Genomic DNA, 19,695 nt, shown 5'->3' with positions numbered 1-19,695 from the left:
GGAACCACCACGGAATTACTCCCAGCGGAGTACTGCAGTAACTATAGTAACTACATATATTGACTGCATGACAAATACACTCCCTGGCGCGGTGGCACCGCTGCTCGAAGCACGACGGCTCTCCAAGTGGTACGGCAAGGGAGACAGTCGCTTCCACGCGCTCGACGACGTCTCGCTCTCCATCCGGCGAGGTGAATCGCTGGCGATCGTGGGCAAGAGCGGTTCCGGCAAATCCACCCTCATGCACATCCTCGCTCTGCTCGACAGCGTCGATGCCGGTGAGGTGCTCGTCGACGGAGAGGATGCCCGACGCCTCTCGAGGCGCGCCGTCAACAGACTGCGCAACCGCAGGTTCGGCTTCGTCTTCCAGCAGTTCTTCCTCACGCCGGGGACCTCGGTGCTCGACAACGTCGTACTCCCGCTCACGATCACTGGTGTGCCGGCCGCGGAACGCCGTCGGCGCGGAATGGCGGCGCTCGCGCGCTTCGACCTGGCCGACAAGGCACGCAACAGGGCGACCGATCTGTCCGGCGGCCAGAAACAACGCGTCGTTCTCACTCGCGCACTCGTCGGAGAACCCGACGTGATCTTCGCCGACGAGCCGACCGGCAATCTCGATTCCGCCACCGGTGCGATCGTCGAAGACGAGTTGTTCGCGCTCAACCGCGAGCACGGCATCACGCTCGTCATCGTCACCCACGACGAAGACCTCGCCGCTCGCTGCGATCGTCAGGTCCACATGCGCGATGGACGTCTCGTCGAGTTCACGAGCGCTCCCGCGGGGGTGTCCGCATGAAGACCGTCGACCTTGTCCGCACCGCCGCCGCGAACACCGTGCGCAGCAAGCTGCGCACCACACTCACCGTTCTCGCACTCTTCGTCGGAGCGTTCACGCTCACCCTCACGACAGCGCTGGGAGCCGGCGTATCCGACTACGTGACCAAGCAGGTCGCGTCGCTCGGGGCCGGTGACGTGTTCCTCATCTCGAAGGCCTCGCCGACGAGCACCGGCGGTGGCCCGCAGAAGTATGACCCGGCCACCTCGACCGCCTCGAGTGGCACCGCCAACCCGCTGACCGGGTCGAGTGGAACCCTCAGCGCCACCGACATCACCACGCTGAAGAACATCAGCGGACTGAGCGACGTCGCCCCGATTTCGCAGGTATCGATCGATTGGATCCGGGCCGGCTCGAGCGACAAGTACCAGGTATCCATCGCGCCGACCTCTTCGATCGCGAGATCCGATCTGACGGCTGGCACACAACTCGACGCGGCCAGTTCCCAACGGCAGCTCACCCTGCCCGACGAGTACGTGAAGGCACTCGGCCTCGGCAGCGCGTCCGCCGCGGTGGGAACGACGGCCACGCTCGGGATCACAGACCTGCTCGGCGCGCATCACGAGGTCACGGCGACGATTGTGGGCATCTCGAACGCGAGCTTGCTCAGTTCCGGCGCGGGGGGCAACGCTGCCCTGGTCGAGGAACTGGCACAACTGCAGAAGGCGAGCTCGGCATCCCCCGACCACTATCAGGTCGCCGTCGCCCACTTCGACGCGACAGCGACCGCGCCCCAGATCGACGCCCTGAAGAAGAGGATCTCGGCCGAGGGGATGTCGGCGCAGACGATCGCGGACCAACTCGGGGCCATCCAGACCGTCATCACCGGAATCACCGGAGTGCTCAACGCCTTCGCGATCGTGGCCCTTCTCGCCGCGGCCTTCGGCATTGTCAACACACTGCTCATGAGCGTGCAGGAGCGCACCCGTGAGATCGGCCTGATGAAGGCGATGGGGATGAGCAACGGGCGCGTGTTCGCGCTCTTCAGTCTCGAGGCCGCCTTCATCGGCCTGCTCGGAAGCCTCCTCGGAGCGGTCGGGGCAATGCTGCTGGGCATTCCGCTCAGCGCCGGTCTGGCGGCGGGGCCGCTCTCGGGTCTCGCCGGGCTGCACCTGCTGCTGTTCCAGCCGACGTCCATCGTGGGAGTGATCCTGCTGATCGTCGTGATCGCCTTCCTGGCCGGCACGCTCCCCGCTCGCCGCGCCGCCCGGAAGACTCCGATCGACGCCCTCCGGTACGAGTAGCGCGGTATGAATGAGCCATGAGACCTTCCGCAGATGGACGTGACACCCGCAACGCCCGGGGTCGCGCGACCGTGCGGTCCATCGAACGCGAGGCAGTGCGGCTGGCCCAACTCCACGGGTCGGCCGCGCTCACCGTCGACCAGATCTGCGAGGCCGTGGGCATCACCCAGCGCAGCTTCTTCAACCACTTCGACACGAAAGACGACGCGCTTCTCGGCTGGGAACTCCCCCGGCTCAGCGAGCAACGCACGCGCGAATACCTCGCCGACCCTCAGGTAGGAATACTCAGCGGCGCGCTGGGACTTGTCGAGTTGCCGAGCGAGCTGACGGAGGATCCGGACCTGGTGCACGCCCGCTTCCGATTGATCGCCGACTCGCCGTGGCTGATCGAACGACAGATCGGGCGCCTGCGCCCACTGGCCGCGGACGTCGCAGAAATCGTCGAATTGAAGCTGCGCTCCGTCGCCGGGCCCGACGCCGACGCCCAACAGCTCCGGTCGGCGGCAGCGACCATCACGGCGATGGCAGCGTCGCTCACCATTCGGCCACCGTTGGGGGAGCCCGAAATCGGGATGGCGGGGGTTGGAGTGGCCCCCGTCGAGAACGCCGGCACGCCGCTGCCCGACCCGGCGGCCGCGTCGTCCGGGCTCGAACAGCTGCGCTGGATTTGGGACCGCCTGATCTGAGCCCGGCGAGGCCCCCGTCCGCGAATCCCGCTCCGGCAACGCGGCTCTCGTGCCCGGCGCGAGCAGCGGGCTCTACAAGCAGGGTGCGGTGCAGGAGGTTCTACTCGACCTCGACGTCCTTCTTGATCGCGGCGATCACGGGACCGGCAACGAACGCGAGCACGAGAATGGCGAGCACTCCCCACGAGAATGCACCGTACGCCCAGGGGGCTCCCCCGTTCTCCACCAGAAGTGCCGGCAGGTTCTGCAGGATGAGGAATAGGAAGAACGCGAGCCCCAGGAGGCCGACTCCGGGTGCGATCCAGGTCTTCCACGAGCTCAGCCCGTGGTCGCTCTTGCGGAAGAGGCGGATGACCGAGACGCTCGTCAGCGCGAGGAGGAGCACGATCCCGACGGACGAGATGCCGCCCAGCCAGGTGTAGAACTGCGCGATCGGATCGAGTCTGAGTGCGACAGCGGCGACGATCAGAACGAGCACGATGATCGTCGTGGTGACGGACGCGCGCGCCGGTGAACCGAACCTGGGGTGAGGCAGCGAGAGCCCGTGGGGCAGCACCCGGTTCTTCGCGAGCGAGAAGAGGTAGCGCGACACGATGTTGTGGAACGACAGGATGCACGCGAACAGGCTCGTGACGAACAGCACCTGGATGATGTGCCCGCCAGCGAGACCGAGGTACCGCGTGGTGGTGTCGGACAGCAAGCCGCCGAGGTTCTTGCTGGCGATCGTGACGATGTTCTTCTGGCCATTGGCCGAGATGAGCGCCCAGCTCGACACCGCGTAGAAGATTCCGATGAGGATGAGCGAGATGTATGTGGCCCTGGGGATGGTGCGGTCGGGGTCCTTGGCCTCGTCGCGGAAGATGGCGGTGGCCTCGAAGCCGATGAAGCTCAGGATCGCGAACAGGATGCCGAAGCCGGGCGCACCCGACACGATCTGCGAGGGGTCGAAGATACCGGTGGAGAATCCCTGCGGTCCACCGCCACGGAACACCACGACCGCGTCGAACGCGAGGACGATGAGCACCTCGGCGATGAGGAGCACCGCGAGCACGCGACCGGATACCTCGATCGAGAAGTAGCCGAGGGTGCCGACGACCACGAGACCGATGAGGGCGTAGATCCACCACTGCCCCTGCGGGAGGCCCCAGGAGGTGAGGAGCCCGTTGAGTCCCGGACCGAAGAGGCCGAAGACGCCGGCCTCGAGGGCGATATAGGAGAAGAGGGCCACGAAGGCCGCTCCGATGCCCGGGCCGCGGCCGAGTCCCTTGTCGACATAGGCGTAGAAGGCGCCCGCCGAGCGCACGAAGGGCGTGGCCGCCGTGAATCCCACCGCGAAGAACAGCAGTACCACGGTCGCGATGACGTAGGTGAAGGGGAATCCTGAGCCGTTGCCGAAGGCGATCCCGATGGGGACCGGACCGCCGATCACGCCGAGGGGAGACGCCGCCGCGACGACGATGAAGACGATGCTGGCGACCCCCAGTGACCCACGAAGTCGCCGCGCCGGCGCGCCTGTCGTCGTGGGCTCAGGGGCCACGGTGCTCTGAGACATGAGGGTCCTTTCGGGGGTTGTCGATTCGATCGGCCACGACGATATCGAAGTGCGCCACGGCCGCGCGCCGCGCGACTTCAAGAAACGTCACCGCGGGACACATTCCGTAACCAGCGCTCAGATGCGCACCCGGGCAGCGGGGTGCCACGGCGCGACTCGGGCCCCACCGCCGAGCTTCTCCCGAAGCGTCCCCGGCTCGTAGTCGACTTTGTGGCGCCCTCGCTTCTGGAGTTCCGGCACGAGTAGATCGACGATCTGCGTCCAGGCCTCTGGCACGACCGCCGCGGCGAGATTGAATCCATCGACATCGGTCTCGTCGACCCACGACTCCAATTGGTCGGCGACGGTGGTCGGTGACCCGACGAGCACGGGTCCGTCGCCACCGATGCGCACGTGCTCCGCTATCTCGCGGATGCTCCAGGATCTGCCGGGATCGGCGGAGCTGAACGCCTGGATGACCGACTGGATCGCGTTGCCCTCCTGATCCTCGAAGGTGCTCTCCATCCCGAGCTCCGCGAAGTCGATGCCCGTCCATCCCGACAGGAGCGTGAGGGCTCCCTCCGTGGAGGCGTACAACAGATACTCCTCGAACAATCGATGCGCCTCCGCATCCGTCTCGGCCACGATGACGGTCTGCTGATTGAGGACCTTGGCCGAGTCGGTCGGGCGTCCGGCTGCGGCCAGCGCCTCGCGCAGCCCCCGCACCTGACGAGCAAGCGCCGCTTTGGTCTGCGCCGCGACGAAGACACCCTCACCGTGGGCGGCGGCGAATCTCACCCCGCGCGCGCTCGCACCCGCCTGATAGATCACGGGAGTGCGTTGCGGGGACGGCTCGCTCAGGTGGATACCGGGCACCTGGAAGAACTCGCCGCGGTGGGCGATGGGATGCACTCTCGCAGGGTCCGCGACGACATCGCCCGCGGCATCCGCACTCCGCGCGTCGTCCTCCCAGCTTCGCTCCCAGAGCTTGTAGCAGACCTCGAGGTACTCCTCGGCGATGTCATAGCGGCGGTCGTGGGCCTCCTGACCACTGACCCCGAAGTTCACGGCACCACTGTTGAGATACCCGGTGACCACGTTCCAGCCCACCCGACCCTTCGTGAGGTGGTCGAGCGTCGACATGCGTCGGGCGAACGGGAAGGGATGCTCGTACGACACCGCCGCGGTCATCGCGAACCCGAGGTGCTCCGTGACCGAAGCCATCGCGGGGATGAGAGCGAGCGGGTCGTTGAGGGGGAACTGCACGCCGCCGCGGATGGCCGCCGCCGGTGATCCGCCATACACGTCGTACACGCCGAGGACGTCCGCGAGGAAGAGCACATCGATCTTGCCGCGCTCGAGGGTTCGCGCTACCTCCATCCAGTAGTCGAGATCGACGTAACGCCGCCCCTCGTCTCGCGGGTGACGCCACGTCCCCGGTGAGAGGTGACTGATCGTGTTCATGCTGAACGCGTTGATGGCGATGGGCTTGGTCATCGCTCGGTCTTCGCGTCGCGTTTGACGATGCCGATCGTCCACTCGTAAGGGGGTTCGGTCCCGTTGACCAGGAAGTCACCGATGATGCGCGCCTTGAACGCGACGGGATTGTGGCTCGCGACGGTTCGGGCGTTTCTCCAGTGCCGGTCGAGGAGCAGGTCGGTGGAGACCGCGGACGCTCCAAGGCCCTCGAACAGCTGCGTCGCCGCCTCCAGCGACGCGCGAGTCGCGACCAGTTGCGCCTCGGCAGACCGGATCTCGGCGATCTTCTTCCGCTCCGCGATGAGCTCTTCCGTCCCTCCGCGCGCGTCGAAGCAGCCTTGCAGTGCCTCGGCGGCCTGGACGGTGATGGCCTCTGCCGCCGTGGCCTGCGCGGCGAGCCGGCCGATGGATTCGAGTACCTGGGGGTCGTGCCGGGTCTCGGTGCCGTTGCCATGGCTGAACGCTCGGGCACGAGTCGTGATCTGCCGAATGCCGTCGTCGACCGCCGCCCGAGCGATGCCCGCCGAGACGCTCACCAGCACCAGTTGATAGAACGCGGTCTGATACGGGAACCTCTCAGTCCAGTCGTAAACGTGGTCGTGCTGCACCGGCGCCGCGTCGAAGACCGCGGTGCCGCTCCCGGTGAGCCGTTGGCCGAATCCCGTCCAGTCGTCGGTCACGGTCACCCGTGTCGAGTCGGTGCTCACGAGCGCAGCGACCTCGTCGCCGGCGGGTCCGCCCGCCCACGTGTCGATCCAGTCCGCGAAGATGCTTCCGGTGGTGTAGTACTTGCGCCCGGTGATGGTGAGGTCTCCCGCCGCCCGCTCCAGCGTGGTCTGCACCTCGCCGAGCCCGACGGATCCGATCTCGGTCACGGCGTTGCCCACCAACTCCCCGGCAGCGAATCGCCGCAACCAGAGGGATCGGTTGTCACCGTGAGGCGCGTAGAGCCGGTCCTCGACGAAGGCGAAGTGCCCGCGGAGCGCCTGCGCGATGTGCGGGTCGGCCGAAGCCAGGGCGACGAGCAGTCGGAAGAGCTGCGGGAGGCTGGCGCCATCGCCTCCGAACTCGGCCGGCACACGAACGCCGGTGAAGCCCGCCTGCGTGAGCCAGCCGATCTGCTCCGCTGGGAGGGTGCGACGTCTCTCGCGGTCGAGGGCGCCCTCGGCGATCCGTGCGAACAGTGGGAGGTATTTGTCGGCGAGCGCGTCGAAGCTGATCTGTTCCGTCATGTCGGCCTCAGGTGTAGAGGGAGATGGGGGCGAAGACGCCGTTGAGGAAGTGGTTCCCCACTTCGATGCGCTTGTAGTCGACAGGATCGTGGAGCGAGTGGGTGCGGATGTCGCGCCAGTGACGGTCGAGCCCGACGCTCGATCTGGTGGAGCTGGCTCCGGTGAGCTCGTACACCCGACTCGCCACCTCCAGCCCCACCTCGGTCGAGACCACTTTGAGCTGTGCGATGCGCACTTCGAGCTCGGCGCGATCGACGGCGGTGGTGTCCGCGCCCAGGGCGATCACCTCATCGAAGGAGCGATTGAGCGTGTCGGCGAGTGCTTCCACGGCCGCGGTGCGCGAGACGAGCTCGCCGAACACCCGGTGCGTGATCGGGTCCTGTGCGTAGCGATCGGCCGAGGAGAGGAACCACGCGTTCGGGCGGGCGAGCGTGAGGGTCTTCGCTTGGGCGAGTGCTCCCTCCGCGATGCCGAGGTAGATGTTACCGAACAGCAGTTGAACGCCCGGCGTGACCACCGAGGAGAACGGCTCCTCCTTGTCCACCCCGAGAATGTCGTCGGCGGTGATCACGACGTCGGTGTAGCGGACCGAACCGCTCGCCGACGATCGGTAGCCGAGGTTGTCCCAGTCGTCGATGTGTTCGATGCCATCGCGGTTGGCGTCGAGCACGAAGACGATGAGCTCGCCATCGTGGGCTCCGCCGCTCGCGATCCCCCCGGCGATGATGACGTCGGCGACGGATGCGCCGGTGGCGAACCGCTTGAGCCCGTTCATCCGATAAGCGTCCCCGTCGGCGACGATCTCGAGGTCTGGGCTGACTGGATTGAAGGAGTCGCTCCACACCCAGTTGGCGCGGGCGCTCGCGCGGTACCAGTGCGCCTGCCGCTCAGGATCGGGCCCGTAGAACGTGACGCAGGCCTGGTTGAGCCAGTGGTATCCGAGCACCTGCGCGATGGACGCGTCGACGCGGGCGAGCGCGCGCACGACGTGAAACGCCGTCTCGAAGTGCGCGCCATGTCCCCCGAATTCCTCGGGGATCAAGAGGTTCGCGAGCCCCGACTCGCGCAGGAGATCGAGGACGCGGTGGGGCCGGGCACTCGTGCGATCACGCTCGGCGGCGTCGGCGGCGACCGTGTCTGCCACGGCCTGCGCGACGGTCATCCATCGTTCGGTCTCAACGGGGTCGGCTCTTCCTGACCAGGGCGAGCGCAAGAATGTGGGGGCAGTCGGCATGACGACTCCTTCGGTGGCAGTCGAGAGGGACGCCCTATCCTCTCGCCGCCCCGACCGGCCGTCTGAACGACCCGCAACAGTGTGTAACGAAGACGAACCCCTCCGGAAACGGGCCGAGCGCCGTCATCACCCTTTCGGTGTCAATTGCGATTGCTGACCCTGACCCGCTTGGGGAGCTTCTCGTCGACCATGAGTCGACCGCGCTCGGTTTCGAACGGATCCGTGGCCGCAACGACGCCATCCATGAGCCCGAGCACGCGCAGAACACGGAGGGTGATTTCGAGAGAGGCGCCGTCACCGTTCTCGAGTTTGCTGATCGTGGGCGGCGTTGTTCCCGCACGCTCCGCGACCATCCGGGCCGTGAGCCCGAGGAGCTTTCGCTGGTTTGCGACATTCTGCCCAATGGCGCGCAGGGATCGCTTGACGGGGATCGGCGTCGTGGACATGGAATCATTTTAGATCAAAATACATTTATCTAAAGCCGTTTACGGATAAGTAAACTATATTTTATAAGTGTTGCGATGATGCGCAACGCACGCGATACCGAGCAGCACTCCGCAGCACCGCATCAGCGCACGAGGCAGAGCTCGTCGCCGTCGAACCGCACGCCGACCATGGTGACCCGCTCGTGCGGCGTCTCGTTCGCCCACTGGAACACCAGACGCGCAGCGCCGTCAGCGGGGGTGACGACCATTGAATTCGGACAGCTTGACACGCTGTATTACCGGGTGGGGTGCCTGAAAATCGTGAGGTTACGGGATCGACGCCCGTCGGAGCCACTTGCCCCGTTCCCAGGCTTCTACTGGGCGCAGGGCATTTGTTCTGTCTGGACGTTTTGCCGAGACGCTATATAAAGCGCTCGACCTCGTTCGCGAACTTTGGTACCCCGGCCTTTGCGAGCGACCGGAGCAGATCCTCGATCGACACTCGGGGTCGGTCGTAGACGCTCACCAACTGCTCGAGCACATCGACCACCGCGCCGGGGAATAGGTCGAGTTGGTCCAGGAGAAAATCATCGGGGTGCACGACTTCGACGTCGAAGGGCTCGGTCGAGGATTCCGGAAAGTCCTTCAGGTTGAAAGTAACCAGCACCTCGGCATTCGCGCGAACTGCAGCAGCGAGGACGTGCCGGTCTTTCGGATCGCATAGCATGCCGTCGACTAGATGCTCGTAGCCTTCAACCATCGCGTCTGCGAAGTACGCCGTCATCGTGTCGATGCGCTTGCGAATCAGGCCGGAGTCTTCACCGTTTCGAGCCAAGTTTCTTTCCAGTTCCTCCAGCACATCCTTCGACCACAGTGGTCGAAAAGCTCCGCGGTCCGCGAGGCGGAGGATGACGTCATTGAGACGTGATCCGTAGAGGACGCACGTGTCGAAGAAGGCAGGGAATGCCACTAGTCACGTGAGCCTTTGCGGTCGAGAATGGGCGGGCCGGAGTTGACGGTGACGGAGTCCTGTCCGGCGTGCGCAAGGGCGTCGAGGGCAGCGCCCCGCTCGCGCCGGAACCGCTCCTGATAGTCGACAACATCGCGAAGGGCGACCTTGCGATGACGCCCTCTCAATTCGAATGCGATCTCTCGTTGCTCAAGGAGTTTCACAAAGGTTGGACGGGAGATGCCGAGGAAGTCGGCGGCCTGCTGCGTCGTCATCAGCATTCGATACGGCGCGACGGTGACGCCGTTCCCGTTCGCCAGCGCGTTCGCAACCTGTTCTAGAGCACGGAAAATCTCGTCGGGAATTGGGCGAGCGTTTCCCTCCGGATCCACGAGCGCAGCATGGCTCGAATGCGCAGCCAGGTACTCCTCGATGTGTTGAATGACGTTGGCAAAGTCGACGAGCTCCTGCTGTCGGTCCCTGTCAGGAAGATAGGTCCGCGTCTTCCGGATGCTCGCTGTGCGAGTTATGGCGTCCATGGTGGAAGTCTATTCGAAAATCTCGAAAAGATTCTCCTATCGCGCTAGCGGACCCTTGCGTCGACACGTGCCCGCACCGGGCGCGCCGTACGTCGCAGCGTTGTCACCGACCGACTATCGAGCGGATCGCTTCGAGGCCCAACGCGGATCGGGCGGCGGCAACTTCCACACCCCGACCCTGTGAGCTTCGCCCCGCGCTATGTAGTGCGCCTCGAACAGCTCGACCAGTTCAGTGGGTACCAATGCGTAGACGCCGACCGCCAAGGGGAAGCCGTCCTCCCGCGGAGTCTTCCATCCGAGAGCTTCTAGCGTCTCGTGGAGCTCACGTGACGTCCACTTCTCGGTGTGAAGCCCCACTTTCAGATAATCGGGCGCGACGACGCCAAAAAGGGTCATTCGCCGCAGGTCGACGTAGTGATAGTGCTCCGCGGGTCGATGCGGGATCTGTGGATGCAGGGTGTCGTCGGAACTCATCACCTCGAGGTTCGCAGGACCTCCGGTAGCGCGCCAGTGCCGGTCTTAGAGGGGGCTATGCGGCACTGCGTTGACGAAACGGGAGGGCGGCCGGACTCGGCGCTGTAGAGCAGCAGAGTGAACCCCGCATCAGCGAGGAGCTCGGCTGCTTCGAATACCACGCCGAGGGCTCCGATGAGCGGATGCCGAGAGTACTTCAGACCGGTCGCGTGTGTGCGTACGTCGTGGGTTCTCCACTTGGTACGGAACTCATCGCTGCGGGCCGAAAGCTGACGGACGCGGTGTTGCGGACCCCTGTTGACGGGCGGCGACCGGCTTCTGCGCGAAGCGCTGCCACGCCCTGGTCGGTACCGATCTTCACGTTCGCCTTGGGTCGCGCATGACCGGGCCATAGCGGCCCCCCTCCGATGTACTGGCCGAGCGCAGTCATGACCTCGTCGGTGTCAGTTGCGGGTGCTCACCCTCGCCCGCACGGGGACCTTCTCGTCGACCTTGGCTCGAACATGCCCGGTTTCATACGGACCCGTGTCCGCGCGCGAGGTGGAGCTCGTCACCGTCGAACCGCACGCCGACCATGGTGACCCTCTCGTGCGGCGTCTCGTTGGGCCAGTGGAACACCAGACGCGCAGCGCCGTCAGCGGGCGTGAAGACCATGCCGTGGCCGCCGTTCCGCGGCCAGAGCGGCTCGCGATTCTGCGTCCACGGGCCCAGTACCGATCCGCTCTCCGAGACGGCGACCCCCATCGCGTAGCCCTCCTCGCCGAAGCTCGACCACAGCATCAGCAGGCGTCCCGCCGGCGAACGCAGAAGGAAGGCGCCGTCGGTGAAGAGAGGGTCCTTCGCGAGATTGAGGTGCTCGGGAGGCTCGACGCCGTCGAGGCAGGGCAGCTCGGGAGGCGTCACCGGGCCCTCGCTCCACGGCACGAACGGCCCCGTCGCTCGGTCGGCGACGAGGATCGCCAACCCACGCACCCCGGTCGTCGAGGAGGCGACGGTGCCGAAGAGGCAGAAGCGGCCGCGGTGGGAGTGCATCTCCGGTGCCCAGAACTGCGTGTCGGCCCAGAAGTCGCTCGGCGGGCGGGGCGTCGCGCCCATCACTCTGTTCGACACTTGATTGTTTGACTTCTAACTGTTAGATTCTTGACCATGAACGAATCGGGTCTTCCGCGCAGCACCACCTACGACCTGTTCCGCTGGATCGGCTGGGCGCAGATGAAGGCGGGTGAGGAGTGGGTTCGCGCGCGCGACCTCAGCCAGACCCAGGCCTTCACCCTGGGCTTCCTTGAACAGAACCCCGGAGCGATGCAGCGTGACATCGCGACGATGACCCGCACGACCGCCGCGAGCGTGTCGAGCCTCCTGCAGGGGCTCGAGGCGCGCGGTCTCATCGAGCGTCGCACCGAGGGCGGCGACGAGCGCAGCAAGCGCGTCTACGCCACCGAGGCGGGGATCGCGCTCATCGCCGGATTCGAGGGCGCGATGGAGGCGGCCGGCGAGTCGATCCTCGCGCCCCTCGACCCGGACGAGCGGCGAACGCTCCACTCGCTCCTCGTGAAGATCACGGCCGAGCTGCCGCAGCCCACGCGCTGACCGCAGCACCGCATCCCACCCACCCCGCCGTGCCGGCGTTCGTCGGCGCGCCCGCACACCTGCCCGAAAGGAGACAACCATGACCACAGACACCACCACCACGGACTCCACACCGGCCGCCGCTGCGGCTGTCGACCCCGTCGACATCGGAGGCGATCGCTGGTACCTCTCCGCCGCTCCGATCGCGCGCGCCCTCCTCCACCTCTGCGGGCCGATGGCCGCGGCGATGATCGTGGGCGCCGTCTACAACGTCATCAACGCCGGCTTCATCGGCTCGCTGCACGACGCGTCGCTGCTCGCGGCGGTGACCCTCGCTTCTCCCCTCCTCGGCCTCGTCATGGCGGTCGGCGGAGTGTTCGGTGTCGGCGGCGGCGCCCTCATCTCCCGACTGCTCGGGGCCTCCGAGAAGGACCCGACCGAGGCCGCTCCGATCCCGCACGTGGCCTCGTTCGCGGTCTGGGGCGCCGCCCTCGTGGGTGCCGTACTGGCCGGAATCGGCTTCCTTCTGCTGGGCCCGCTCGTCGCGCTGCTGGGGGCGGATGCCGCCGCCGCGTCCGCCACGACGGCCTACGTCGCGGTCTTCCTGGCCTTCGTCCCCGTGCTCGCGGTCGCGTTCTGCCTGGAGCAGCTCGTGCGGGCGGTGGGCGCCTCGCGTCAGGTGATGACCGGACTGATCGGGTCGACCCTCGCGAACATCGTCTTCGATGTGCTGTTCATCCTCGTTCTGCACTGAGGCGTGGCGGGGGCGGCGCTGGCGATGGGGCTGTCGAACGTCATCGTCATCGCGTATTTCGCGAGTTGGCTGCAGCGCAACAGTGAGCACGTGAGCCTCGCGCCACGCCTGTTTCGGATCTCGCTGTCGATCGTGAAGCCGGTATTCGGCGTGGGAATCGGCGAGCTGCTGAACGCCGGGTTCCTCATCGTCACCGCGCTCGCGCTCAACAACCTGGCCACCGCCTACGGCGACTCCGCGCTCGCGGCGATCGGCGTCGCCGTGCGGATCGCGCAGGTGCCCGAGTTCCTGGTGATGGGCATCACCCTCGGCGTGCTGCCGCTGCTGGCCTACGCCTACGGCAAGGATGACCGCGCGCGCCTCTCGTCAGCACTCCGTGCCGCAGCCATCGCGGTGGGCGGCGTGACCGCGCTGTTCGCCGCCCTCGGCATCGCCTTCCCCGAACCGATCATCGCGGCCTTCTCGTCCGACCGATCCGTGCTCGCGATCGGCGTCGTGGCGCTCGTGGCGCAGCTGGTCGCGATGATCGCGAACGGATTCACCGGACTCCTGACCTCCTCCTTCCAGGCGTGCGGGCGCGCCCTGCCGGCGATCATCATGTCGATGGCGCAGGGCGTGCTGTTCATCCCCGTAGTTATCCTCGGCAACCTCTGGTTCGGTCTGCCCGGCATCGTGTGGGCGCTCACGGTCACCGAGGTGACGGTGCTGCTGGTCGGGCTCGTGCTGTGGGCGGTGGCCCGCCGAAAGGTGTAAGGCCAGTACCTCCCTCGCCGGGCGGATGCGGTCTAGCGTCGAGACATCGAGCAAGGAGTCATCACCATGGAGATCGTCACGCTTCCCCCCACCGCCACGGGGCCCGCCGCACTGTTCACGGGGCACGTCTGGTTCGACGTCATCGCTCCGCCGCAGCCGGGCATACCGCCGCTGAAGGTGAATCTGGTGCACTTCTCCCCCGGCGCCCGCACGGCGTGGCACTCCCACGCACTCGGCCAGACCCTGCACATCACGGAGGGCGCCGGCTACGTGCAGTCGCGCGGCGGCGAGCTGCGCAAAGTCCTTCCGGGGCAGACCATTTACACGCCACCGGGCGAGGAGCACTGGCACGGCGCCGCCCCCGACCACTTCATGTCGCACCTGGCGATGTGGGTGGGCACGGAGTCACCCGACGTGGTCGAGACCACCTGGGCCGAGCACGTCTCCGAGGAGGAGTACCCCAAGGCATGAGCGACTGCGCCGAACTGACCGCGTCGGCACGGCGCCGCTGATCATCCCGCCGATCTCGCCACCTCGGCGGCGCGATCGAGCCGCACCGTGTGGATGCTCGTCCCCACCCCGAGCGCCCGGTCGCCGTCGGGCGTGCGCAGGCTCGCCGCCACGCCGAAGGGAACCTCGACCGCCACCGTCGCGAGCGCGTCCTCACCGATGCTCCACCGAACGGCCAGGCGGCCGTAGGGCGTCGTCACGTGCGCGTCCACCGTGCGGAGCCCGCACGCGAGATCGGGGTCGATGAGCACGCTTCGGTAGCCGGGCGCAGTGGACTGGATTCCGGCGACCCGGCGGTAGAGCCAGTCGTCGACGCAGCCGAAGGCGTAGTGGTTGAGCGACACCGCCCGTGGGGTGCCGTCCTCCTCGACGGCATCCCACGACTCCCACATCGTGGTCGCCCCGTGATCCACCTCGTACAGCCACGAGGGCTGCCCGCTCTGCCAGAGCACCCGGCGGGCGAGCTCGCGGTGGCCGCCCGTCCACAGCGCGTCGAGCAGATAGGGAACGGAGAGGAAGCCGGTGTCGAGCCGGTCGCCGTTGCTGCGCACGAGTTCGGCGAGGCGGTCGGCGAGCGCGCTGCGGCGGTCATCCGGAACCATGTCGAAGGCGAGCGCGATCGCGTAGGGCCCCTGCAGCTCGACGGGGAGGCGAGAGTCCGCGTCCAGGTATTCGGCGGTGAAGGCGGCACGCACCGCCGCCGCGTGGTGCGCGTGCTCCGCCGCCTCGGCCGGGCGTCCCAGCACCGTCGCGATGCGGGCGGCGAGGGTGAGCGTCCACGCCTGGAACATCGGCGCGACGAGCTCGCTCGTGAGGGCCGGCGCGATGCCGATCGCCTCGTGCAGTGGCTTGCCGCGCAGCGTGCTGGGGGTGAGCCAGTCGCCGAAGTGGTCGCCCGCGGTGAACAGCAGCGGATGCCCGCCCGAGCCCTGCGCGCTGCGCGTCTGGTGCCCGATCCACGCGCGCAGCGCGTCGTAGTTCTCCTGCAAGACGCGTTCGTCGCCGTACCGCTCGTAGAGCGTCCACGGAACGATCGCGATCGCATCGCTCCACCCCGCCGAGGCGATGATGCCGCCGAGGCCGCTCGCCGCCTCGGCCGCGCCGCGATCGTGCGGCGAGTACGGCGAGAAGACGGGGATGCGCCCGTCCTCCAGCTGGTCGGCGCGCAGGTTGCGCAGCCAGCGGCTGAGGAACACGTCCACGTCCATGTTGTTGGTGGCCGCGGCCGCGAACACCTGGATGTCGCCGGTCCAGCCCATGCGCTCCCGCTGGGGGCAGTCGGTGGGAACGGAGAGGAAGTTCGCCCGCTGGCTCCACACCACGTTGTCGTGGAGGCGGTTCAGGCGCGGGTCGGAACTGCGGAAGTCGCCGGTGCTCTCGAGGTCGCTGCCGATGACGACGGCGACGACCTCGCCGGCGGCGGGAGGCGCATCCAGCCCGCGGAGGCGCGCATAGCGGAACCCGTGGAAGGTGAACACCGGCTCGAACACCTCCCCGTCACCGTGCCCGGCCGCCCGGTAGTGGTCGGTCTGCTCCTTGTTGATGCCGGAGATGTTGACGAACCACTCGCCGTCGGCACCGAGCGTCTCGGTGTGCTCGATCGTGACGAGCTGCCCCGCGCGGGCCCGCGGTAGCGTGAGCCGCACGCGGCCCGCGATGACCTGCCCGAAGTCGACGACGACGCCCGCGTCCGTCTCGGTCACCGAGACCGGCTCCAGCACCGCGGTTCGGCGGATCGGCGCGCCCTCGAAGGGCACGATCGTCGCGGTGTCGTCGGGCAGCAGGCGGGCGGGCATCCAGCCCTCGGCCGCGAAGCCGGGCCGGTCCCAGCCGGTCTGCTCCGCGCCGCGGTCGAGGCTCTCGCCCACGAAGAGGTCGGCATACTCCCAGGGCCCGGGGCTCGTCACGACGTCGCCTCCGCACGGGATGACCTCCCGCAAGCCGTCCGCATACTCGAGGTGAAGCTGCCAACTGGCCGCGGTCTCGCTCCCCCAGTGCGCACTCGCCCCGGCGATCCCGATGCGACCGGCCCACCAGCCGTCGGCCAGTTCGAGCCCGATGACGTTCTCGCCCGCCCGCAGCTGCGCCGTCACGTCGTAGCACTGGGCCGACACACGGTGACGGTAGCTGTCGAAGCCGGGCGCGAGCACCTGGTCGTCGGCGGGCACCCCGTTGACGCGGGCGCGGTAGCTGCCGTGCGCGGTGGCATACAGCCGAGCCCTCGTGACCCCGGGGCGCACCACGAGGGCCTGCCGCAGCAATTGCACGGGTCGCAGGCGCTCGGCGGGGCCGGTCGACGGACCCTTCTGCAGGATCCAGTCGAGCAGGGTCCAGCGTTCGATGTGCGTGGGCGTCTGCGGCGGCGACACCCAGGGGGCGATCCAGTCGGCGGGCGCGAGGAGTGCGGTGGAGAAGCTGCTGTGCACCCACTCGCCGCGGGCGCCGCCGGCGAGGACGGGGCGAACGCGCCAGTGGTAGTCGGTGTCGGAGCGCAGCGGCGGGCCGTCGTACTCGACGAGCACTCCGTCGTCGGGGCGCGAGCGCTCGGTCTCCCACACGGTTCCGCCGTCGCGGTCGGCGACGACCAGCTCGTACCCGGCGATCGCGGCCGCCCCAGCCACGGTCACGGTCCAGGAGAAGCGCGGGCGCCGGGTGCCCACGTCGATCGGGGCGCACAGTGTCTCCACGCGCAGCGTCCCGACGCGCGGCCCGTCAGCGGGCGGCCCATCGGCGCTCGGCCCCGCCGCGCGCGACCCCTCGGCCGGCGGCGTCACCGCTCCGGACTCGTCCATGTGCCCTCTTCCCTGGCCGCCGCGACCACCCGCGAGACGCACGCGCGTGCCGCACGGGCCGCACGGGCCCTCGCGCCTGCAGTCGCGGGGCGCCTCATCGGCAGCCGCCATCGGCAGCCGCCCTCAGGCTAGGCAATAAAAACCTTTGATGCAAGGTTTTAACTGCACGCCTGGCCATCGCGTGGTCTACGGTTGTCGCATGGCGCGGCGGACGACGGGGAGCTACGCCGCCGGGCGTGCCCGCCGCGAACGGATCCTCGACGCCGCCACCGAGAACTTCGCGCGCCAGGGGTATCACCGCACCTCGATGGCCCGCATTGCACAGGATGTCGGACTCACCGGCCCGGGCCTCGCCCACCACTTCGCCTCCAAGTCGCACCTGCTGCTCGCGATCGCCGAGCGCCGCCTCGACATGACCGGCCACTGGGCCGAGGAGGCGCTCGCGCCCGACGACGGCACCGGTCCCCTGCGCGGGCTCCTCGAGCTCACCCGACGACTGGCCGAGCAGCCGGGCCTCATCGAGCTCTTCGTGCTCGTCTCCGCCGAGTCGGCCGACCCGGCGAGCCCCGCCCACGAGCTGTACGCCCGGCGCTACGCGACGGTGGTCGAGCAGCTCGGCGCGGCCTTCGAGCGCGACGTCGCCGCGGGACTCCTGCGCCGCGATCTGGACTGCGCGGGGCTGGCCCGCGAGTGCGTCGCGGTCTCCGACGGGCTGCAGCTGCAGTGGGTGATCGCGGGAGGGGCGCTCGATCTCGTGGGGTGCATGCGGGCGTATCTGGAGCGGCTGGCGCCGGGCATCCTCGCGTCGGGCGCGGCGGTGCAGCTCGACTGACCGGGCGCCCACGTCACCACCTTGCGGGGTGGCGGGCACCCGAGATTCATGACACCGTGAATGCATATGTTCTCGGGGCGACGAATATTCCTGGCGGTCACCGCTGCAGCCGCGCTGTTCCTGACGGGGTGCACGGCCGCGTCGCCGACCCCGGCCGCGACGACCGCCGCCGTCGCGACGCCCGCCGCGTGCACCGTCACCCCGATCGCCGACCTCGTGCCCAGCAGCGGCAGCCTGTTCGGCGTCAACCTCGACTGGGGCTCCCTCACGCTGAAGAACTACTCGGCACAGCTGGGCCACCGCCCGGCCGTCGCGGTCTCCTTCACCGACCTGCCGTTCACCGCCGCCGACCGCACGAACGTCTTCGCCGCGGCGGAGCAGGTTCGCGGCAACGGCGGCGCCCTTCTGCTCACCCTCGAGCCGCGCAGCGGCCTCGCCACGGTGACGCCGGCGGTCGTCGCCGACCTCGCCGCCGTGCTCACCAAGGTCAACAAGGAGGGCGTGCCGGTCATCGTGCGCTTCGCCCACGAGATGAACGGAAGCTGGTACGCCTGGGGCGAGCAGCCCACCCTCTACGTCGCGACCTTCCGACGGGTCGCGCTCGCGATCCACGCGGCGACGCCCGGAACCGCCATGATGTGGGCACCGAACTACGGCGGCGGGTATCCCTTCGTAGGCGGCAAGTACCAGGCCAAGAAGGGCACGGCCGACTTCCGCGCGCTCGACACCAACCACGACGGCCGCGTGAACGGCTCCGACGACCCCTACGCGCCCTACTACCCGGGGGATGACGTGGTCGACTGGGTCGGCATGTCGCTGTACCACTGGGGGGCCAAGCCGCCGTGGGGCGCCAACACCATGCCGGAGCCCGGCAAATTCGCCGCGCAGCTCACCGGCACCTACGACGGAACCGCCGGCGACGACCGCGCCGTCCCCAACTTCTACCAGGTCTACGGTGTGACCCACGACAAGCCGGTCGCGATCTCCGAGACCGCGGCCCTCGTGTCGACCGACTCCGGCGTCACCGCCGAGAAGGCCTTCCTCATCAAGCAGGCGTGGTGGCGGCAGGTGTTCGCGCCGTCGACCGCGAGCGAGTTCCCCCGGCTCAAGATGATCAACTGGTTCGAGTGGGACAAGTACGAGGTCGAGGTGCGCCACCGCGTCGACTGGGAGGTCACCACCGATCCGGTGCAGCGCGCGCTGTTCACGGCATCACTGCCCAGCTGGCTGCACTACGCGAGCGCACCCAAGCCCTGCACGCCGCGCCGCTGAGCTGCGGCGGAGGGTGCGCACCCGGCGCACCCGCGCCCGGCGGAGTCGCCGCGAGGCGACGCGGTGCGGTCATCCGTTCGCGGACGCCGCCCCCAGTTCACCCAGCAGAGCGGCCAGTTGCGCCTGCTGTTCGGGCGTGAGCGCGCGGAGCTCCTGCGCCTCCAACTCGACGAGCGCGCGCATGGCGGCGTCGACCTTCACGATGCCCTCGGGGGTGAGCCGGGCGAGATTGCTGCGCCGGTCGCTGGGGTTCTCGCGCCGCGCGATCAGCTGCCGGTTGGCCAGGAGTTCGAGGCGGTTCGACATCGTCGCGCTGCCCGTCATGGTCGCCTTGAGCAACTCGGCGGGGCTGAGCTCGTGCGGCGGCTCCGAGCGGCGCAGCGCCGCCAGCACGTCGAACTCCCAGGTGGTGAGGCCGACGCTGCGGAAGGCCGTGCGCCGCACCTGGCCCAGCCGGAACGCGACCCGGCGCAGCCGCGACATCACATCGAGCGGCGCGAAGTTCACCTCGGGCAGCCGTCTGGCCCAGGCGTCGATCAGCAGATCGACCTCGTCATCGGTAGTCATCGGGTCTATCTGATCAAC

General features: G+C 68.1%; 22 protein-coding genes. 9 read left to right on the top strand and 13 right to left on the bottom strand.

All coding sequences use genetic code 11. The features are described from left to right. The first annotated feature begins 67 nt into the window (after positions 1-67). Genes G3T37_RS11480 through G3T37_RS11470 form a run of 3 tightly spaced genes read left to right on the top strand, consistent with a single transcriptional unit; the run spans position 68 to position 2,765 of the window. Positions 68-796, top strand: coding sequence for an ABC transporter ATP-binding protein (locus G3T37_RS11480; protein WP_163474035.1), 729 nt, complete (start codon positions 68-70; stop codon positions 794-796). Continuing rightward, a complete protein-coding gene (locus G3T37_RS11475) occupies positions 793-2,079 on the top strand; it encodes an ABC transporter permease (protein ID WP_163474034.1) in 1,287 nt (428 codons plus the stop codon). Before G3T37_RS11480 ends, G3T37_RS11475 begins: the two co-directional genes overlap by 4 nt. 17 nt (positions 2,080-2,096) lie before the next feature. Next, complete coding sequence (locus tag G3T37_RS11470; protein WP_163474033.1) at positions 2,097-2,765, top strand: TetR/AcrR family transcriptional regulator; 669 nt, start codon at positions 2,097-2,099, stop codon at positions 2,763-2,765. 100 nt (positions 2,766-2,865) lie between these two features. Here the strand turns inward: G3T37_RS11470 and G3T37_RS11465 are convergent, their stop codons facing one another. From G3T37_RS11465 to G3T37_RS11420, 11 genes are all read right to left on the bottom strand, one after another. Continuing rightward, the gene (locus G3T37_RS11465) at positions 2,866-4,317 is read right to left on the bottom strand and encodes an APC family permease (RefSeq protein WP_163474032.1); all 1,452 of its coding nucleotides are present in this window, start codon (positions 4,315-4,317) and stop codon (positions 2,866-2,868) included. 117 nt (positions 4,318-4,434) lie between these two features. Continuing rightward, the gene (locus G3T37_RS11460) at positions 4,435-5,793 is read right to left on the bottom strand and encodes an LLM class flavin-dependent oxidoreductase (RefSeq protein WP_163474031.1); all 1,359 of its coding nucleotides are present in this window, start codon (positions 5,791-5,793) and stop codon (positions 4,435-4,437) included. After that, on the bottom strand, positions 5,790-7,007 hold the full coding sequence (locus G3T37_RS11455; protein WP_163474030.1) for an acyl-CoA dehydrogenase family protein: 1,218 nt from the start codon (positions 7,005-7,007) through the stop codon (positions 5,790-5,792). The genes G3T37_RS11460 and G3T37_RS11455 overlap by 4 nt, the downstream gene beginning before the upstream one ends. 7 nt (positions 7,008-7,014) lie before the next feature. Continuing rightward, positions 7,015-8,169, bottom strand: coding sequence for an acyl-CoA dehydrogenase family protein (locus G3T37_RS11450; protein WP_241732381.1), 1,155 nt, complete (start codon positions 8,167-8,169; stop codon positions 7,015-7,017). 212 nt (positions 8,170-8,381) lie between these two features. Further along, the gene (locus G3T37_RS11445) at positions 8,382-8,687 is read right to left on the bottom strand and encodes a helix-turn-helix domain-containing protein (RefSeq protein ID WP_163474028.1); all 306 of its coding nucleotides are present in this window, start codon (positions 8,685-8,687) and stop codon (positions 8,382-8,384) included. A 122-nt stretch (positions 8,688-8,809) separates the two neighbouring features. Beyond that, the gene (locus tag G3T37_RS15165) at positions 8,810-8,935 is read right to left on the bottom strand and encodes a hypothetical protein (RefSeq protein WP_277814871.1); all 126 of its coding nucleotides are present in this window, start codon (positions 8,933-8,935) and stop codon (positions 8,810-8,812) included. Positions 8,936-9,087: 152 nt separating this feature from the next. Next, positions 9,088-9,636 (bottom strand): VapC50 family PIN domain-containing toxin, encoded by a 549-nt coding sequence (locus G3T37_RS11440; protein ID WP_163474027.1) that lies wholly within the window; start codon positions 9,634-9,636, stop codon positions 9,088-9,090. Further along, positions 9,636-10,154, bottom strand: coding sequence for a helix-turn-helix domain-containing protein (locus tag G3T37_RS11435; protein ID WP_163474026.1), 519 nt, complete (start codon positions 10,152-10,154; stop codon positions 9,636-9,638). Before G3T37_RS11435 ends, G3T37_RS11440 begins: the two co-directional genes overlap by 1 nt. A gap of 114 nt (positions 10,155-10,268) precedes the next feature. Next, positions 10,269-10,628 carry a hypothetical protein gene (locus tag G3T37_RS11430; RefSeq protein WP_163474025.1) on the bottom strand — a complete coding sequence of 120 codons (360 nt, stop codon included), beginning with the start codon at positions 10,626-10,628 and terminating at the stop codon, positions 10,269-10,271. Next, positions 10,628-11,020: an MmyB family transcriptional regulator gene (locus tag G3T37_RS15405; RefSeq protein ID WP_163474024.1), complete on the bottom strand. Its 393-nt coding sequence runs from the start codon at positions 11,018-11,020 to the stop codon at positions 10,628-10,630. The genes G3T37_RS11430 and G3T37_RS15405 overlap by 1 nt, the downstream gene beginning before the upstream one ends. 121 nt (positions 11,021-11,141) lie before the next feature. Beyond that, on the bottom strand, positions 11,142-11,723 hold the full coding sequence (locus tag G3T37_RS11420; protein ID WP_163474023.1) for a glycoside hydrolase family protein: 582 nt from the start codon (positions 11,721-11,723) through the stop codon (positions 11,142-11,144). Between the two features lie 51 nt (positions 11,724-11,774). On the opposite strand from G3T37_RS11420, the gene G3T37_RS11415 reads away from it, so the two are divergent. The 4 genes from G3T37_RS11415 (at position 11,775) to G3T37_RS11405 (ending at position 14,175) form a co-directional block, all read left to right on the top strand. After that, positions 11,775-12,218: a MarR family winged helix-turn-helix transcriptional regulator gene (locus tag G3T37_RS11415; RefSeq protein WP_163474022.1), complete on the top strand. Its 444-nt coding sequence runs from the start codon at positions 11,775-11,777 to the stop codon at positions 12,216-12,218. Positions 12,219-12,297: 79 nt separating this feature from the next. Next, positions 12,298-12,951 carry an MATE family efflux transporter gene (locus tag G3T37_RS14660; protein WP_206673825.1) on the top strand — a complete coding sequence of 218 codons (654 nt, stop codon included), beginning with the start codon at positions 12,298-12,300 and terminating at the stop codon, positions 12,949-12,951. A 24-nt stretch (positions 12,952-12,975) separates the two neighbouring features. Further along, positions 12,976-13,704, top strand: coding sequence for an MATE family efflux transporter (locus G3T37_RS14655; RefSeq protein WP_206673824.1), 729 nt, complete (start codon positions 12,976-12,978; stop codon positions 13,702-13,704). Positions 13,705-13,770: 66 nt separating this feature from the next. Then, positions 13,771-14,175, top strand: a complete 405-nt coding sequence (locus G3T37_RS11405) for a (R)-mandelonitrile lyase (protein WP_163474021.1) — start codon at positions 13,771-13,773, stop codon at positions 14,173-14,175. Positions 14,176-14,216: 41 nt separating this feature from the next. On the opposite strand, the gene G3T37_RS11400 is transcribed toward G3T37_RS11405, so the two are convergent. Then, a complete protein-coding gene (locus G3T37_RS11400; RefSeq protein WP_163474020.1) occupies positions 14,217-17,006 on the bottom strand; it encodes a family 78 glycoside hydrolase catalytic domain in 2,790 nt (929 codons plus the stop codon). A gap of 199 nt (positions 17,007-17,205) precedes the next feature. On the opposite strand from G3T37_RS11400, the gene G3T37_RS11395 reads away from it, so the two are divergent. Beyond that, complete coding sequence (locus G3T37_RS11395) at positions 17,206-17,838, top strand: TetR/AcrR family transcriptional regulator (RefSeq protein ID WP_163474019.1); 633 nt, start codon at positions 17,206-17,208, stop codon at positions 17,836-17,838. A 60-nt stretch (positions 17,839-17,898) separates the two neighbouring features. Then, entirely contained in the window at positions 17,899-19,110 is a 1,212-nt protein-coding gene (locus tag G3T37_RS11390) for a glycoside hydrolase family 26 protein (protein ID WP_163474018.1), read from the top strand. A gap of 69 nt (positions 19,111-19,179) precedes the next feature. Here the strand turns inward: G3T37_RS11390 and G3T37_RS11385 are convergent, their stop codons facing one another. Next, complete coding sequence (locus tag G3T37_RS11385) at positions 19,180-19,677, bottom strand: MarR family winged helix-turn-helix transcriptional regulator (RefSeq protein ID WP_163474017.1); 498 nt, start codon at positions 19,675-19,677, stop codon at positions 19,180-19,182. Positions 19,678-19,695 lie beyond the last annotated feature (18 nt).

The sequence above is a fragment of the Galbitalea soli genome, from assembly GCF_010686725.1.
GTDB classification, from domain to species: Bacteria; Actinomycetota; Actinomycetes; order Actinomycetales; family Microbacteriaceae; genus Galbitalea; species Galbitalea soli.
The sequence above is the reverse complement of the archived record's forward strand: the minus strand, read 5'-3'. Positions and strand labels throughout refer to the sequence as shown.